Source organism: Pseudarthrobacter sp. 01T43 (genome assembly GCF_056398665.1).
In genome coordinates, this window is the sequence record NZ_JBFTPV010000016.1 from 87471 (window position 1) to 103945 (window position 16475).

A 16475-nucleotide genomic window follows, 5' to 3' on the forward strand; every position below is an offset into this window, starting at 1 on the left:
CAATAAGGGTGCTACTGTCCGCCGCGGCGGACAGGCTGGGCGGTGTTGACCGTGTGGATCGCCCGCAGGAGCTTGGCCGGGAAGTAGACCGAGAAGAACACCACCATGGGCGCCTTGAGAGCCATCTTCTTGACGTTGTGCGCCTTGTACGTCCGGTCGAAGCGTGTCACGTAGTACCGGTAGTCCCGGGGTGAGTCTTCCAGCCGGCGGGCGGACATGCCGGAGACCATCTGGGGCCAATACTGGACTTTGAGGTCGTGATCGGCGAGGTGCAGGGAGAGGTCGATGTCCTCATGCATCTCGTCCTTCTCATCACGGCAGGTTTCGTCCCGGATGGTGGACCACGCCGTGGCACGCAGGGCCATGTTGGAACCGAACAGGAAGTGGTACTGGTGCTTGGCCAGCTTCAGCATCATCTGGCGCATCTTGTCATCAGCCTTGAGGCCGAAGCGGCGCATCGGCATGTCGTAATAAACCACCGGGCCCGTTGCTGCCTGCACTGACTGGTCCTGGAACGCTTTCCGCACCTGTTCCACCCAGTCGGGCTCCACCACGGAGTCGGCGTCGATGCGGCCCAGGATGTCGCCGGTGGCGTGGTTCAAGCCAAAATTTCGGGTGGGAATAAGGCCCTGCTCCTGGTGCTGGCTGAGGAGGATGATGGGGCTTTCCGGATATTCCTGCTGCATTTGCGCCACGATGGCGGCGGTGTGGTCCGTGGAGAGGTTATCCACCACAATGATTTCGTGGGCCGGCACCGATTGGTAGACGGCAGCGATGAGGCACTGCCGGATGACACTTTCCTCGTTGTAAGCCGGGATGACAATGGACACGCGGGGCAGCTCTGCTGCGTCGTTCAAGGTATCCCCAGAAGATTGATCGGCTGACATCAGTCCAAATTTAGCACCGATCGGCGTCCGTCCCTCCGGTATCGGGGCGGAGACCGGACAAACTCTGGGAAAACACTGAAGGGGCCCCGCTAAGGCGGAACCCCTTCAATGGACGGCGCTGCGGCGCCGGACGAATCAGATGGTGTTCTTGTCCGAGGAACCGTTCATGTTGGACGCGATGTTCTTCATTGCCGTCTTGGCGTCCGTGGATGCGCTGGCGGCGGCCTCATTCGACTCGTCAGCGAGGTGCTTAGCCTTGTCGCCGGCCTCGTCAGCGGCAACCTGGGCATCCCCTGCAACGTCTTCCACCTTGTCAGCAGCAACTCCGGTTGCTGAGGTCGTGGCGGCTGCGGCCTTACTGGCGGCATCCTCAGCAGTGTCCTTTGCGTCGTTTACGGTGGTGGCAGGAACCGGAGCCGGAGTGGGTGTCACAGGGGACGGCGTCTTCCAGGGATCTTCCACAGGCTTGGATGCCTTCCACGCCGCAACACCGGCGGCCACGGCAGCGGCGATAATGCCGAACACCAGCCAGCCGCGCTTCTTGGGTTTCTGGGGCTCGGCGATCTGAACACCCACGGCCTTGCCGGCCTGATGCGCGGCGGCGCGAAGCTGGGTGCCAGCCGTCTGGGCCTGTTCCTGGAGGGAGTGCACCACTCCGGAGTCAGTGAGCCTCTGGGCCACGGCGTCCACATGGCCGGGAGCACTTTCGAGCGTGCGGTGTACCAGCCCTGAAGCGTGGCCGATCTGATCGGATAGCCGCGGCAGGTACTCCACCACCACCCGGTCCCGTGCATTCAGGATGACCGGGGTGGCCCGGTCCAAGGCTTCGTGCAGGCGCGGGGTGGTGACCTCAACAGCGTCCGAGATTTTCGGGGCAAGCTGGGCGAGACCCTCCTGGATGCGCGGGGTCACTGTGGCGACGCCATCGGCCAGGTTGTGGGCGGCGGTCTTGAGCCCTTCCTGGATCTTGGGAGAAGCGGTATCCAGGCCGTGCTGCAGGCGCGGAACTGCCCAGTCCACTGCTGCTTCCACGCGGGGAGATGCCCAGTCCTTTGCGTTCTCAACTGCGCTGTTGACTGACTGCTCAAGGTCACGGGCAATACGATCCGATTTCTTCACAACTACCTCCCGATTAATGTGACGGTTCTGCTGTTAGCCTACGTGGATTGATCTGCACGGGCTATTCTTCCTGCCGATTTACAGCCGATTTCACCCAGCGCGGAACTGCTGGTCCACCCGCTTTCCGCGTTGACCCGCCGTGAAAGAATGGCGTTATGACTGCCATCGCAACTGCAAAAGCAACCATCCACACCAGCCTCGGCGACATCGTCGTCAACCTCTTCGGGAACCACGCCCCGAAGACGGTCAAGAACTTCGTTGGCCTGGCCACCGGCGAGCAGGCCTGGACCCACCCCGAAACGGGCGAGGACAAGACCGGCACGCCCCTGTATGACGGCACCATCTTCCACCGCATCATCAAGGACTTCATGATCCAGGCCGGCGATCCCCTTGGCCGCGGCGTGGGCGGACCCGGCTACCAGTTCGACGACGAAATCCACCCTGAGCTCAGCTTCCAGCAGCCCTACAAGCTGGCCATGGCCAACGCCGGCATCCGCATGGGCAAGGGCACCAACGGTTCACAGTTCTTCATCACCACCATCCCCACCGACTGGCTGCAGGGCAAGCACAGCATCTTCGGTGAAGTTGCCGACGATGAATCCAAGAAGGTTGTAGACGCCATCGAAGGCGTCCGGACCGGAACTGGCGACCGTCCGGTTGAGGACGTCACCATCAACAGCATCGACGTCGAGCAGCTCTAACCCATCACATGAGTTACGGAATTCCGGCGGCTGAGCCGTCCGCGCAGATTCCGGTGTGCCCCAGGCACCCGGACAGGCCCTCCTATGTGCGCTGCCAGCGCTGCGGGCGCCCTGCGTGCCCGGACTGCCAGCGGGCGGCCGCCGTCGGATTCCAGTGTGTTGACTGTGTCAACGAAGCAGCCCGGTCGACGCCGGCCGTCAAGTCGGTATATGGCGGTGCCGTCGCTGCCGGCAAACCGGTCGTAACGATCGGCATCATCGCGCTGTGCGCGGTGATCTACGTCCTGCAGTGGCTGATCCCCGATGAGTGGATCTACCAGAATCTTGCCTACGCGAACGTTTTTGCTGATCCGCAGTTTGGGCAGTTCGAACCTTGGCGGATGCTCACGGCGGCCTTCCTGCACTCCCAGGGATTCATCCTCCACATCCTGCTGAACATGTACATGCTGTGGATCTTCGGCCAGGCACTGGAACCCCTCCTGGGCCGGGTCCGCTTCCTTGCGGTTTACCTGATCTCTGCCATCGGTGGATCGGTCGGCTACCTGGCGCTCACGCCCGGCTACGTACCAGGCGTTCCGCTCGCCGGCGTGGTGGGTGCCTCCGGTGCCATCTTCGGTCTCTTCGGGGCGATGCTCCTGGTGCAGCGGCACCGGGGCGGTGATACGCGGCAACTGTGGATCCTGATCGCCATCAACGGCGTGATCGGCTTTGTGGTCCCCCAGATCGCGTGGCAGGCCCACCTCGGCGGCCTGATCGCCGGTGGCCTGTGTGCTGCCGTGATCGCCTACACGCCCCGCGGTCCTCGCCAGGGCCTGATCCAGGCGGCTGGACTTGCCGCCGTGCTGGTCCTTCTCGTCGCGGTGAGCTGGGTCAAGGTCACCACGGGCTAGGCTGCCCGCCCTGCCGGGCAATACTGCAGACCCCAGACCCCGGCGTCCCCTGTGGACGCCGGGGTCTTCTGCGCGCCGTCCACCTGCCATCCGGGACACGTGGCTCTTGCGACTCTGCGCGGGCTTGGCTCACGTTAGTGCGGCGCGTGGTCTTCGGCAGGGGTTTTGCGGTCCGGCCCGGCGCGGGGAAGGCGCTGTGCGGGCACCTTCGCCGGGGTTGGCGCTGACGGGCGGTTTAATGATCCTCCACGGTTATCCACAGGGGTTATCCACACTGTTGGTAACTTACACACGTGTAGTTCATGTGCCGCTCGGCTCTCAGTTCCCGGAACCCAGCTATTTTCCAAAAATGTCGAGCTTCAGCTGTCCACAATTGTGGAAAACCTTTGGGGATGAGCCTGTGGTTAAGTGGAAAAGATCCCTGTTTAGGCCGCGATTGTGGATAACTTGCCCATTCCGGGCCTTTCAGGCCCATAGGAGCCAATCTGACAGCGTTGTATCAACAGGCTTATTCACAGTGTTAATAACTTACAGACGAGTAGTTATGCGTCCGGATTTTCCGGACTACGGCCCTTGAGAGCCTCCCTCCGATCGTGCCTGTGGATTGTTGTCCACAACTGTGGATAAGTTGTGGGTAGTCGAGTGTTAGTAAGTGGACAACTCCGGGCTATGAAAAGGTGATCGTACATACTTGACCCGCAGATGCTCCCCAGCCAGGAGGACCGCCATGAGCGCCACCACCACCCAGCACATCTTTCTCGACAAACAGCATCCTGTGGTTTGGCGGGCCCTGAACGGTCTGGGGCTGAAAGTGCGGGAGGCCGCCGAAGCAGCGGGAATCGACCGGAGGACCATCGAACTGCTCTACGTGCGCACGTCCCAGATCAACGGCTGTGCCTACTGCCTGGACATGCACGTGGGCGATGCGGTGAAGGCCGGGGAAACACCGCAACGGCTGGCCGTCCTGCCGGCATGGCGCGATACGGCGCTGTTCACGGCCAAGGAGCGGGCGGCACTTGCCCTGACCGAAGCCATCACTGAACTACCGGACCAACGGACGCGCGAGGATGAGGAAGCATATGCGCGCGAACACCTCAGCGCCGACGAGTTCTCGGCGGTGAGTTGGCTGGCGATCACCATCAATGCCTTCAACCGGGTCTCCATCATCAGTCACCATCCCGTCCGCCGGGAGCGCTGAGTGGGATCATGAACCGCGCTGGGGCGTCGGGGTTATCCACAGCTAATCCACACTGTTAATAACCGTGTGCGGGAACACCCCTGCCACGGTTCCCTGCGTCAGGGCCTGCGCCAAAAAGTGAGATTGCCGCTGTGGCCAGAGTTATGCACATTGTGGATAACTTTCCCAACAGTTGGGGAGAACTTCTTGTGGCGCGAGCCCGGAATCAGGCGGGCCAGACGCCGGAGGAACCGCGCCGGTGGCTGGCCATCAGGTGGGTGTCCACCATGCCGATGGCCTCCATGAGAGCGAACATAGTGGTGGGCCCAACAAACGAGAACCCCTGTTTGCGCAGGGCCTTGGACAGCGCCACCGACTCCGGCGACTGTGTGGGGATGTCCGCATGGCTGGCTGGCCGGGGCGTTGTGGCCGGCTGGAACTGCCAGACGAAGTCAACCAGGCCTTCCCGCTCCCTGAGTGAGACAGTGGCCCGGGCATTGGTGATGGCCGCCCTGATCTTGAGCCGATTGCGGACAATGCCGGCATCCTGCAGGAGACGTTCGACGTCCGCCTCGGTGAAGGCGGCAACCGTGTCCGGATGAAAGCCGTGGAAAGCGCTTCGGAAGGCCGGACGCTTGCGGAGGATGGTGGCCCAGGACAGGCCGGCCTGGAAGCCCTCCAGGCTGATGCGCTCGTAAAGTCCCTGTTCGTCCCGGACCGGAAGGCCCCACTCAGCGTCGTAGTATTCACGCAAGAGTGGATCGACGGCAGCCCACGGCGGACGGGCAAGGCCGTCGTCGCCAAGGATGGTGCCGTCGCCACGGGCACCGGCGGCAGCGGGGGTCATGCTGTAACTGCGGCCGGCGTCAGGAGCGCCAGCGCGTGGTCATCAGGAAGCCGATGATGGCGATGCCGAAACCGGCCACGATGTTCCATGACTCCCAGGCCTGAACCGGGAAGCGGCCTTCACTGATGTAGAAGGTGATGATCCACAGCAGCCCGATGATCATCAGGCCGAACATGACGGGCTTGAACCAGACTGCATTGGGCTGGGACGCCTTCGTCGCGGAAGCGGACTGGCCTCCGCTGGACGTCTTCCGGCGTGGCTTTGACTCGGGCACGTGCTCTCCTTGGCGGGCTGGAGCAAGCTCGGCGCCGCGGGCTTGATATCCTGCAAGAAGGAAGTTGCCAGCGGTCTGCGCGATCTTGGTCAAATCTGGATTCTTACTAGCAGTCAATTCTAGCCGCAGTTCAGGGCGCACTAATGCCCGGCGCGGCCGCCCCGGAGGAGAACGCGTGGTAGTGCAGGAGAGGGCGAGGCGCGCCGCCGTGCGGCCAGCCCGGGTGCGGCCCGGCCGCGGCATCCTGCGTGGATCCGTGCTGGTACTGGGCGAACTGCTCATCACCGCCGGGATCGTGCTGTTGCTCTTTGTGGGCTGGCAACTGTGGTGGACCAACGTGGAGTCAGATGCCAGGCAAAGCGTCGTCATCAAGGAATTCGCCCAGGAACTGGGCAACACGGCACCAGCAGATCCGTCCGGCGCGGATCCGGCAGTGCCAGCGGGGCCGGTGGACTACGGTGACCCGGTGGTCGGCACAGCCCCCGGCCATGCGGGCACCATCGGCATCATGTACATTCCCCGGTTCGGCAACAACTACACCCGGCCTATCGTGCAGGGAACCTCCGGCGATGTCCTGGATACGCTTGGACTGGGCCACTACGCCAATACGGCCATGCCCGGCGCGGTGGGCAACTTCGCGGTAGCCGGCCACCGGCAGACCCACGGGGCCGTCCTGGACAACATCCACACGTTGGTTCCCGGCGACAAGATCTATGTCCAGACCAAGGACGGCTACTACGTCTACGTCTTCCGGAACAATCAGATCGTGCTGCCGTCCCGCACTGACGTCCTGGAACCCGTGCCCACGCGCCCGGGCGTCACTCCCACCGAAAGCTACCTCACCATGACCAGCTGCAACCCGCGCTTCGGCGCCGAGGAACGCATCATCGCCTACGCCCTGCTGGACAGCTGGCGCCCCGCTTCGGCCGGTCCACCGGCCGAAATCGCGGCCCAGGTGGCGGCAGCGGTGGGAGGTCGCTGAGCATGTACGGCTGGATTTTCCGACATATGCCGGGACCCCTCTGGCTGCGCATCTTCACGTCGCTGGTGCTCATCGCCGGCGCCCTGGTCCTGATGGTCCAGTTCCTTTTCCCCTGGATGTCCGGTCTTACCCAGTTCACCGACTCAACGATTGGTACAGCAAGCCAGCCATGACCACAACCAAAATCCTGGTCGTAGATAACTACGACAGCTTCGTTTACACCCTGGTGGGCTACCTCCAGGAACTTGGCGCCCAAACCACTGTTGTCCGCAACGACGACGTGACCCTCGCCGAGGCTATCGAGATGGCAGAAACCCGCGACGGCGTCCTCATCTCGCCGGGCCCGGGCAACCCCGCCGAAGCAGGCGTATGCGTCGAACTGATCAAATGGTGCGGCGCGAACAATAAACCTATGTTCGGCGTCTGCCTGGGCCATCAGGCACTGGCAGAGGCCTACGGCGGCACGGTGACGCACGCACCGGAACTGATGCACGGCAAGACGTCCCTCGTGGAGCACAACGGCACAAGTGTGTTCGCAGGACTCCCCTCCCCCGTGACGGCGACGCGTTACCACTCGCTCGCAGCAGTGCGTGAAACCATCCCGGACGTCCTGGAGATCACCGCCGAAACTGCCTCCGGCGTGATCATGGGCCTGCAGCACCGCACGGCTCCGCTCTGCGGGGTTCAGTTCCATCCGGAGTCCGTCCTGACCGAAGGCGGCTATCAGATGTTGGGCAATTGGCTTGAATCGCTGGGCATGATTGGCGCGGCCGCCCGTGCTTCCACGCTGAGCCCGCTTATCCAGCACTGACAGGTCCAGCCACGAGCCATGTGGGCCCACGCCCGCCGGGCCCCCTGGCCGAGCTTGCGAGGTTAGGGTGCGGGTGGGGAGGGTCAGCCCCGACCCGTGCGGGTGGGGCTGGGGGTTGGTGTCGGCGTGGGCGAGGGCGACGGTGTGGGCGGCGGTGCAGGAGCCTTGGCCACCACCACGTTGATGGTCTTGCCCTGATCAACGGTGGCGTTCACGGGTTCGCTCTGGTCCGTCACCCGGCCGGCCTCCACCTGCGAGTTCTCCGCTTCCTGGACGTTGGGTATTAGGCCCAGCTCCTGCAGCGCCGTTTCCGCCTCAGCACGGGTACGGCCACGCAGTTCCGGCATCGCTACCTTGCCGGTGGAAATGACAATTTCCACCGTGCTGCCCACTCCCACCGTCTGGCCCGGTGCGGGGCTTGTGGTGATTACCCGTCCGCCCGGAACCGTGGAACTGTTGGCCGTGGTGGTGGACGGGGCCCCGACCAACCCGGTCTGCCGCAGGATATCGCGGGCCGCGGCCTCTGTCTGGCCCGGCAGGTTGTCCGGGACCTTCACAGACGCGGGACCGTCAGAGATATTCAGAATCACTTCACTATTGGGAGCCAGCGACGTTCCGGCCGCCGGATCCGTGCCAATCGCTGTGCCTGCAGGGATGGTGTCGTTTTTGATGCGTTGGCTCTTCGGGCGGAGTTTGGCGCCGAAGAGTTCCTGCAGTGCCGTCGACTCCGTCATTGACGCGACGGCAGGTACTTCCACCTTGGGTGGCACCGGAGGAGGCTGGTTCATCATTTGGAACAGCCACAGGCCGCCGCCAGCCAGGATCAGCAGAGTGAATATTATCAGCGTGGCGATCCAGGTACGACGGCGGGACTTTTGCCGCGCGGTTCGCTCGCGTTCCGGCGGGAGGCCCAAAGGAAGTTCGTCCGCGTCCCGCCGCTCATCCAACGCGGACGTTTGTACGGGAACTGTTGTCCCGGCGTCGTCCATGTCCGAGAATTCAAACCGCCCGGTGGGGGCGTCGTCCGGGAGACCGGCGCCGGTGACGGCAAATGCCTCGGTGGCAGGTGTGCGCGCCGGCGTGGGGACGTGGTCGTTGGGATCGGTGGGGGCCTCGGAAGCCGGGAGCGCGGCGACGGGAACCCCTGCCCGGGCCGCGCGCAGTGCGCGACGGAACGCCGCGGCATCCTGGAAGCGATCATCACGGTTCTTCTGCAGGGCTTTGGCCAGGACGCTGTCCAGGGCCGGCGACACGTCGGGGTTCAGGCTGCTGGCTGGCTCGGGGATCTCGCGGACGTGCTGGTAAGCCACCGACACCGGGCTGTCACCAATGAAGGGGGGACGGCCGGTGAGCATTTCGTACAGCAGGCAGGCCGCGGAATAGAGGTCGCTGCGCGCGTCAACGGTTTCGCCGCGGGCCTGTTCAGGCGAGAGGTACTGGGCGGTACCCACCACGGCCTGGGTCTGGGTCATGGTGGCCGCGGAATCAGCCATGGCGCGGGCAATCCCGAAGTCCATGACCTTGACGGAATTGGATCCTTCGCAGTACATCACGTTGGCTGGCTTGATGTCGCGGTGGACGATACCTGCCTTATGGCTGTACTCGAGCGCCGCGAGGACACCGAGGCAGAACTCGATGGCCTCGTCGATGCTGACTTCCTTGGCCCGGATGAGGTCGCGGAGCGTCTTGCCCTCCACAAACTCCATCACGATGTAGGGCACCCGGACGCTGTCCTCGGAACCGTCCTCAACGGTGTGTTCACCCGTGTCGTAGATGGCGACGATGGACGGGTGGTTCAGGGCCGCCACGGACTGTGCCTCGCGCTTGAACCGGGCCCGGAATTGCGGATCCCGGGCCATATCCGGGCGGAGCAGCTTCACGGCAACCGTGCGGCCAAGCCGGGTATCCAGCCCGCGGTGGACGTCCGCCATTCCCCCACGGCCGATGAGTCCGCCGAGTTCGTAGCGTCCACTCAGGACACGCTGGTTATCCACCGGGAGGTTATCCTCACGGTGCAGCGGGGTGCGGGGCGAGTCGTTCACGTGTGTTCCTGGCGGCTACGGGGCGCAGGTAGGAGGCACTCCCGGCACCTGGCCGGGATTGCAGGTGGACAGGGCGGAGGCTGCCGGCGTCGACTGGGCAACTGTAGGACGTGGTGCCGCAGTGGTCTGCGTCGGGGTGGGTGCCGGCGGTGCCACGGCATACGTAACGGTCACCAATGTTCCCTTGGGGACCGTCCCCGTGGGGTCGAGGTCGAGGACCTTGCCCGGCGTTTCGGTGCTCTGCTGCTGGAGGCCTGTCACGGATAGCCCCATCCTTTCCAGTTCCGACCTGACGGTTTGGTAATCCTTGCCAAGGAAGCCAACGGCTACGATGTCCACCGTCTCGATGGTGGGAGTTGGCGTGGCACTGGGCTGCGTGGGCGTGGGCGTCGCGGACTGCGATGTCCTCGTGGGGCTCGCGCTCGTGGACGGCGGGCTGCTGGACGAAGAGGTGGTGGTGGTGGTGTCCTTGGCCGGGGAAAAAATTCCCTGCTGGGTGAGGAAAAACCCAACCAGCGCGAACAGCACCAGCACGATCAGGGCGATCAGCGGCCAGGTCCAGGGGCTGCGGCCCCGGCGGTCGGGCTCATCGGCGGGCTCGTCGTCGTACGTATCTTCTTCGTGGACCCAGCTCCGCTCCGCAGCCAGGGCGTCCGCGCGCGCCAGCGTACTCCCGGCTCCGGTCATGGCGCTGGTGGCCGGAGCCTCGGCTGCGGCGTCGGCAGCCCCCCCGCCGGATGCGTCCGCGGCGGCGGCACCGGCGGCAGCTCCTGCAGCAGCGGCGCCGAGCACCGGAAGGGCGGAAGTCGACGTCGTACTGCTGTCCTTCTGGCTGATGACACCCGTGGGTGCCGTGGCAATGTCCACCGGCGCCGTAATGGGGCCTGTGGCCGCTTCGAACAGCAGCATGCCGGGAACCGCGGCGTGTGCGGCGCTGATATCACCGTTCCGGATGGCTTCGGCGGCGTCGGACAGCTTGATGGCGTTGGCCGGACGGTTCTTGGGGTCCTTGGCCAGCATGGACATCAGGAGGGCACGGACCGGCTTGGGCAGGGATTCAGGCAGCGGCGGCKGGGCGTCGTTGACCTGGGCCAAGGCGATCGCGATCTGCGACTCGCCGGAGAACGGCCGGTGCCCGGTAAGGCACTCGTAGCCGATCACGCCGAGGGCGTAGATGTCCGAAGCGCCGGTGGCCACCTGGCCGGTGGCCTGCTCAGGCGCGAGGTACTGGGCGGTGCCCATCACCTGGCCCGTCTGCGTCAGCGGAACCTGGTCAGCCAGGCGGGCGATGCCGAAGTCCGTGACCTTGACGCGGCCGTCCGGGGTGATCAGCAGGTTGCCGGGCTTGACGTCGCGGTGCACCAGGCCCTGGGCGTGGGCCACGGACAGGGCCCGGGCGGTCTGGGCGATCATGGACAGCGTGCGGTCCGGGGACAGCACCTGTTCGTGTTCGATGATGCTGCTCAGCGGCTGGCCCGGCACGAGTTCCATAACAAGGTAGGCCGAGCCTTCCTCTTCGCCGTAGTCAAAGACGTTGGCGATGCCCACGTGGTTCAGCAGCGCAGTGTGCCGTGCCTCGGCGCGGAAGCGCTGGAGGAAGCCGGGATCGCCGGTGTACTCCTCTTTCAGCACCTTGATGGCGACGATGCGGCCCAGGACGAGGTCTTTGGCCTTCCAGACCTCTCCCATCCCGCCGATCGCGATCCGCGTGGTCAGCTGGAATCTGCCGCCGAGGGTGATTCCCGTTGATGGCCTCACTTATTCAACACCGCCTCAAAAATCTTCTTCGCGTTCGGACTGGTTAGCTTTGCGCCGGTGTAGATGTCCACGCCTTCCATGGCGATGGTGACACTCACCTGCGGGTTGTTCGCCGGGGCAAACCCGGTGAACCAGGAGTTGTTCAGCCCGTTGCCCAGCTCGGCGGTACCGGTCTTGCCTGCAACCTGGACCCCGGGGACGGCCGCGCCGCCGGCTATGCCCTGGCTCACCGCGCTGGCCATCCATTCCGTGATCTGCTTGGCGATTTCCGGACTGGTGGACGTGCGGAGCGCTTCCGGCTTGGGCTCGTCAATGACCCTCAGATCCGGGGACCGCAACGTCTTGACCAGGCTGGGTTTCATCTGGACGCCGTTGTTGGCGATGGCCGCGGTCATCATGGCTATCTGCAGCGGTGTGACCCGGACGTCCTTCTGGCCGATTACCGATTGGGCCAGTCCGGGTGCGTCCAGGTTATCCGGGAAGCCGTTGCCCTTGGCATACGCGAGCTTCAGCTGATCTCCCAGGTCCTGGCCGAAGCCGAACTTCGTTGCCTGTTCTGCGATGGCATCCCGGCCCAGATCGATGGCAATGCTGGCGAACGGCGTATTGCAGGACTGCTGCAGGGCGAAGGCAAAGCTGGCGGTGTCCCGGGTGTAGCAGTTGCCGCCGGCGTAGTTGGGCAGCGTGTAGGCGATTCCGGGGAAGGGCAGCTGCGCCGGGTTGGGCAGTTCGCTGTCCTTGTTGTATTTTCCGGAGTTCAGGGCCGCGGCGGTGGTGACCAGCTTAAATACGGAGCCGGGCGCGAGCAGCTCGCCCGTGGGACCGCTGACGTTCTGGTTCAGGTTGATTCCGGGAACCTTGAGCAGCTCATTGATGTTGGCTGCTTCCGCCGTGGGGTCCTGCGTGGCGATGAGGTTGGGATCGTAAGACGGCTTGGAGGCCATGGCGAGGATGGCGCCCGTCTTGGGGTTGGTGACCACGATGGACCCGCGCTGGCCGTCCGGGATCAGGTCGTACGCGAGTTTCTGGATGGCTGGATCCACAGTGAGCTCAACGGAGGCGCCCTTCGGTTGGTTGCCGAGGAAGAGCTGGCCGATGCGGTCCAGGAATTGCTGGTCAGAGCTGCCGGCAAGTTGCTCGCGCATGGCCTGCTCCAGCCCGGTGGCGCCGTAGTTCTGCGAGAAGTAACCCGTGAGGCCGGCGTAGAGCTGCGCCTGGGGGTAGGTCCGCTGGAATCCGCACTGTTCGGACCCTGGAACGGATTCGGCCACGGGGTTGCCGCCGACAATGATGGCGCCGCGGTCGTTGCAGTAGTCCTGCAGGATGGCGCGGTTGTTCCAGGCGTTGGCTTTCAGATCGTCAGCACCCACCACCTGGACGTAGCTAATGGCGCCGAACAGCAGCGCGAACAAGGCGATTGCCGCGACCCATGAGTTCCTGATGGCCTGGTTCACAGGGGTTTCACCGCCTCGTTTGGTTTTTTGCTTGCTTCGGCTTTTGTTTCGTCACCCGGCGGCAGGGGCGTCGTATCGACCGGGCCGCGGGCAGCATCCGAAATCATCAGCAACAGGCCCACGATGATCCAGTTGGCAAGGAGCGAGGAACCGCCGGCAGCCAGGAAGGGTGTGGTGAGTCCGGTCAACGGAATCAGCCGCGTGACACCGCCGATGACCACGAAACACTGCAGCGCCACCGCGAAGGACAACCCGCAGGCCAACAGCTTTCCGAACGCGTCCCGGGTGCCCAGGGCGGCCCGGAATCCGCGGGTGAAAAGCAGCAGGTACATCATGACGACGGCGAAGAGCCCGATCAGCCCGAGTTCCTCGCCGAGCGATGCAATAATCATGTCGCTGTTCGCGAAGGGGACGAGGTTGGGCCTGCCCTGGCCCAGTCCCGTTCCAACCAGGCCGCCGCTGGCCATACCGAACAGGCCTTCCACGATCTGGTAGCTGCTGCCGAACTGGCGTCCGTACACCTCATCCGTGAAGGCGTTCACCCAACCGTCGATCCGGAGTGCGACGTGTGAGAAGACCTGGGCCGCGACAAAGCCGCCGCCAAGCAGCAGGGCAACGCCAATCACCACCCAGCTGATGCGGCTGGTGGCCACGTAGATCATGACAATGAACAAGCCAAAGAAGAGGACTGAGGAGCCCAGGTCACGCTGGAAGATCAGCACGCCGATGCTCACCAGCCAGGCAGTGATCATGGGTCCCATGTCCTTGAAGCGGGGGAACTGCAGGGGGCCGATCTTGCGGCCGGCCAGCAGAATCAGGTCCCGGTTGGAGGAAAGATACCCGGCGAAGAATATGGCCAGGGTGACCTTTGCAAGCTCACCGGGCTGGAACGTCATCGGGCCCACCCGGATCCAGACGCGTGCGCCCAGGATTTCGCCCGCGGAAATGCCCGGCACAAGGGGAAGGATCAGCAGGAGTGCGCTGACGACAAGGGAGATGTACGTGAAGCGGCGCAGGTTTCGGTGGTCTTTGAGAAACCAGATCACGGCGACGGCAACGGCCATGGCGATGAGCGTCCAACGCAGCTGGTTGTTGCCGGTGTCTTCGCCAGGGGCATCGAGGCGGTGAATCATGGCCAGTCCGAGGCCGTTCAGGGCGACCACGAGCGGAAGTATGACCGGATCGGCATATTTCGCCCGGATGCGCAGGACTACGTGGAATACCAGTGCGGCCCCCGCCAGGAGACTGGACTGGAACCAGAAATCTGCGTCGAACGCTTTTTGCTTATCCACGCCCACCAGCATGTTGGCGCCGATGCCGACAGCAAGGGCAAGGAGGAGGAGTAGCAGTTCCACGTTGCGCCGGGGCTTGGGTATGGTGCTGAGCTGGCTCATCGGACCCCCTCGCAGTTGACGGCCTGGCTGGGCGACACGGTGGGGACTGGAGCCGCTGCCGGGTTGGAAGCACCCGGCGACGGGGCCGGGGGGGTAGGCGTCGAGCCATCAGCGGGCGGCGTCGGTGTGGCGGTTGCCGTGGGCGATGCCGTGGGCGATGCGGTCAGGCACTCGGCGGGCGCAATGGTTCCGGTGCCCTCGAGATTCTTGACGATCCGCTGTGCGTCGTAAAGGTCACGCGCCGGAACTGTCTGGCGCACGCGCTGCTGGGAGAACTGGGGCAAGGAGTCCATCCGGATCTCTGTCACGGCCTCGAGGGTTGAAAGTTGAATGGGCCCGAGCCGCTGCGAAACCCCGTTGTAGATGGCAACACGCGAATCGAACTCTCCGATGTAGTATCGGGTCTGGGTCCAGGCATAGCCGAGCCAGAGCCCCACGGTCAGCACCAGCAGCACAAAGGCGGCGATGGACCAAGTGACCCAGCGCCGCGGCTTGGTTGGCTCCAGGATCTCGTCTTCTTCGTTCGCCGGGGCGTCGGCCTTATGCGTGAGAACGGTGGCCGCGCGCCTGGCAACAGTACGGCCCGCGATGGAGGGAATGGAGCCGGACTCTGCGGCGGTGGCCGCAGCGCCGACCAGTTCGTGTGGCCGCGAGGATAGCTCCTGGCGAAGCACCTCAGCTGACAGGTGCTCACCCAGGTGCGGATCGGTGGAAGTGGCCTGGTCACCTGCGTCCGGTGTCCCGGCTGCAGGCTTCGGGGCCGGCGGGGCTTCACCCTCAGGATCCGCCGCTGCGGCGGTTTCAACCTTGGTATCCGCGGCGTCCGCGTCGGTGACCCGTGCCAGAGGAACGACGTCGACGGCGGCGGTATTGACGTCGTCGGGCGTTTCCTCAACGATTTCCACCATAACGACGGTGACGTTGTCCGGTGAGCCGGCTTCGAGCGTCAGGTTGACCAAGGTTTCAACGCACTCGCGGAGGTCTTTTGTCTCCCGGACCGTCCGCTCGACGACGTGGCCGGCTACGTAGTTGAGGCCGTCCGAGCAGAGCAGCCAGCGCTCCCCGGGCTTGACGTCCATGGTGTCCACATCCAGTTCGGGGCTGGCGTCCACATCGCCAAGGACGCGCATTAGGACGTTCTTGTGGGGGTGCGTTTCGGCTTCCTCGGGCCGCAGCCGGCCCTCGTCGATGAGCCGCTGGACGAAGGTGTGGTCCACGCTGACCTGCTCAAACACGCCGTCACGCAGGCGGTAGGCACGGGAATCGCCAATATGGGCGATGTGGAGCTTGCCCTCGGCGAGCAGCAGCGAGGTAACGGTGGTGCCCATTCCGGCCAGTTTGGGGTTGATATGCACCAGCTCGGACAGCAGCGAATTGGCTGTCTGGATTTCGTCGGCAAGGACGGTGACAGCATCGCCGTCGTAATCCCCGTGGTCCAGGTGCAGCATGTCCAGGACGGTGGCGGCCGAGGCGACATCGCCGCCCGCGTGGCCGCCCATGCCATCCGCAACAACAGCCAGATGCCGGCCTACGTAGGCGGAGTCGTCATTCTTGGCACGGATGCGGCCCACATCCGAGAGTGCTGCGTAGCGCATGATCAGGGGCCGCTGTACGGGCTTGGCCTCGTCTGCGGGGGTGTCATCGGCCATTGGCTATGGCCTCAATTCGATGACCGTCTTGCCGATTCTCACGGGTACGCCAAGCTCAACGGGCAGGGCCCGGGTAAGTTGCTGGTCTGCCAGATAAGTGCCGTTAGTGGAGCCAAGGTCCTCGATGAACCAGCGGCTGCCCTGCGGAAATAACCGTGCGTGGCGGCCCGACGCATAGTCGTCTTCGAGCACGAGCGTGGCTTCCTGCGCGCGGCCCAACAGAATGGGGCTGGCGGCCAGGGGGACGGTAGTGCCTTTGAGCGGTCCCTCGGTAACAACGAGCTGGTGGGCCTGCTGTTTTACCGGCTGCGGCGGAGCCTCGGCCAGCTCAGGATTCTTACGCACCTGCCGCGCCGTGGGCGTGCCCGCGGCGGCCTTCCGGCCCACCATAAGATCGCGACGCATGGTCGAGACGATGCTGAAGATGAGAACCCAGAGCAGGATCAGGAACCCAAACCGCAGGGCGGTAATGGTCAGTTCGCTCATGTCA

At 64.3% G+C, this 16475-nt stretch carries 16 protein-coding genes; 6 read left to right on the top strand and 10 right to left on the bottom strand.

What is annotated here, in order from left to right:
* Positions 1-11 precede the first annotated feature (11 nt).
* Both AC1DIM_RS14440 and AC1DIM_RS14445 read right to left on the bottom strand, forming a co-directional pair.
* Positions 12-887, bottom strand: coding sequence for a glycosyltransferase family 2 protein (locus AC1DIM_RS14440; RefSeq protein ID WP_477711185.1), 876 nt, complete (start codon positions 885-887; stop codon positions 12-14).
* Positions 888-1022: 135 nt separating this feature from the next.
* The gene (locus tag AC1DIM_RS14445) at positions 1023-2006 is read right to left on the bottom strand and encodes a hypothetical protein (protein WP_477711186.1); all 984 of its coding nucleotides are present in this window, start codon (positions 2004-2006) and stop codon (positions 1023-1025) included.
* 155 nt (positions 2007-2161) lie between these two features.
* On the opposite strand from AC1DIM_RS14445, the gene AC1DIM_RS14450 reads away from it, so the two are divergent.
* The 3 genes from AC1DIM_RS14450 (at position 2162) to AC1DIM_RS14460 (ending at position 4795) form a co-directional block, all read left to right on the top strand.
* Positions 2162-2707: a peptidylprolyl isomerase gene (locus tag AC1DIM_RS14450; RefSeq protein ID WP_477711187.1), complete on the top strand. Its 546-nt coding sequence runs from the start codon at positions 2162-2164 to the stop codon at positions 2705-2707.
* Positions 2708-2715: 8 nt separating this feature from the next.
* A complete protein-coding gene (locus AC1DIM_RS14455) occupies positions 2716-3597 on the top strand; it encodes a rhomboid family intramembrane serine protease (RefSeq protein WP_477711188.1) in 882 nt (293 codons plus the stop codon).
* A 727-nt stretch (positions 3598-4324) separates the two neighbouring features.
* On the top strand, positions 4325-4795 hold the full coding sequence (locus tag AC1DIM_RS14460; protein WP_477711189.1) for a carboxymuconolactone decarboxylase family protein: 471 nt from the start codon (positions 4325-4327) through the stop codon (positions 4793-4795).
* Between the two features lie 205 nt (positions 4796-5000).
* Here the strand turns inward: AC1DIM_RS14460 and AC1DIM_RS14465 are convergent, their stop codons facing one another.
* The gene (locus AC1DIM_RS14465) at positions 5001-5621 is read right to left on the bottom strand and encodes a DNA-3-methyladenine glycosylase I (RefSeq protein WP_477711190.1); all 621 of its coding nucleotides are present in this window, start codon (positions 5619-5621) and stop codon (positions 5001-5003) included.
* A gap of 19 nt (positions 5622-5640) precedes the next feature.
* A complete protein-coding gene (locus AC1DIM_RS14470; RefSeq protein WP_477711191.1) occupies positions 5641-5895 on the bottom strand; it encodes a cell division protein CrgA in 255 nt (84 codons plus the stop codon).
* Positions 5896-6070: 175 nt separating this feature from the next.
* On the opposite strand from AC1DIM_RS14470, the gene AC1DIM_RS14475 reads away from it, so the two are divergent.
* The 3 genes from AC1DIM_RS14475 to AC1DIM_RS14485 are packed head-to-tail and all read left to right on the top strand — an operon-like array spanning position 6071 to position 7688.
* Complete coding sequence (locus tag AC1DIM_RS14475; RefSeq protein WP_477711192.1) at positions 6071-6877, top strand: class E sortase; 807 nt, start codon at positions 6071-6073, stop codon at positions 6875-6877.
* A 26-nt stretch (positions 6878-6903) separates the two neighbouring features.
* A complete protein-coding gene (locus AC1DIM_RS14480; RefSeq protein WP_477711221.1) occupies positions 6904-7050 on the top strand; it encodes a hypothetical protein in 147 nt (48 codons plus the stop codon).
* On the top strand, positions 7047-7688 hold the full coding sequence (locus AC1DIM_RS14485) for an aminodeoxychorismate/anthranilate synthase component II (RefSeq protein WP_477711193.1): 642 nt from the start codon (positions 7047-7049) through the stop codon (positions 7686-7688). Before AC1DIM_RS14480 ends, AC1DIM_RS14485 begins: the two co-directional genes overlap by 4 nt.
* A gap of 83 nt (positions 7689-7771) precedes the next feature.
* Here the strand turns inward: AC1DIM_RS14485 and pknB are convergent, their stop codons facing one another.
* From pknB to AC1DIM_RS14515, 6 genes are read right to left on the bottom strand one after another with little or no spacing between them, the layout of a single operon-like run.
* A complete protein-coding gene (gene pknB, locus AC1DIM_RS14490; protein ID WP_477711194.1) occupies positions 7772-9730 on the bottom strand; it encodes a Stk1 family PASTA domain-containing Ser/Thr kinase in 1959 nt (652 codons plus the stop codon).
* 15 nt (positions 9731-9745) lie between these two features.
* Positions 9746-11488 carry a protein kinase domain-containing protein gene (locus tag AC1DIM_RS14495; protein WP_477711195.1) on the bottom strand — a complete coding sequence of 581 codons (1743 nt, stop codon included), beginning with the start codon at positions 11486-11488 and terminating at the stop codon, positions 9746-9748.
* Positions 11485-12942: a peptidoglycan D,D-transpeptidase FtsI family protein gene (locus AC1DIM_RS14500; RefSeq protein ID WP_477711196.1), complete on the bottom strand. Its 1458-nt coding sequence runs from the start codon at positions 12940-12942 to the stop codon at positions 11485-11487. Before AC1DIM_RS14500 ends, AC1DIM_RS14495 begins: the two co-directional genes overlap by 4 nt.
* Positions 12939-14336, bottom strand: coding sequence for an FtsW/RodA/SpoVE family cell cycle protein (locus AC1DIM_RS14505; protein WP_477711197.1), 1398 nt, complete (start codon positions 14334-14336; stop codon positions 12939-12941). Before AC1DIM_RS14505 ends, AC1DIM_RS14500 begins: the two co-directional genes overlap by 4 nt.
* Positions 14333-15985: a PP2C family protein-serine/threonine phosphatase gene (locus AC1DIM_RS14510; protein WP_477711198.1), complete on the bottom strand. Its 1653-nt coding sequence runs from the start codon at positions 15983-15985 to the stop codon at positions 14333-14335. The genes AC1DIM_RS14505 and AC1DIM_RS14510 overlap by 4 nt, the downstream gene beginning before the upstream one ends.
* Positions 15986-15988: 3 nt before the next feature.
* Complete coding sequence (locus tag AC1DIM_RS14515; RefSeq protein ID WP_477711219.1) at positions 15989-16471, bottom strand: FHA domain-containing protein FhaB/FipA; 483 nt, start codon at positions 16469-16471, stop codon at positions 15989-15991.
* Positions 16472-16475 lie beyond the last annotated feature (4 nt).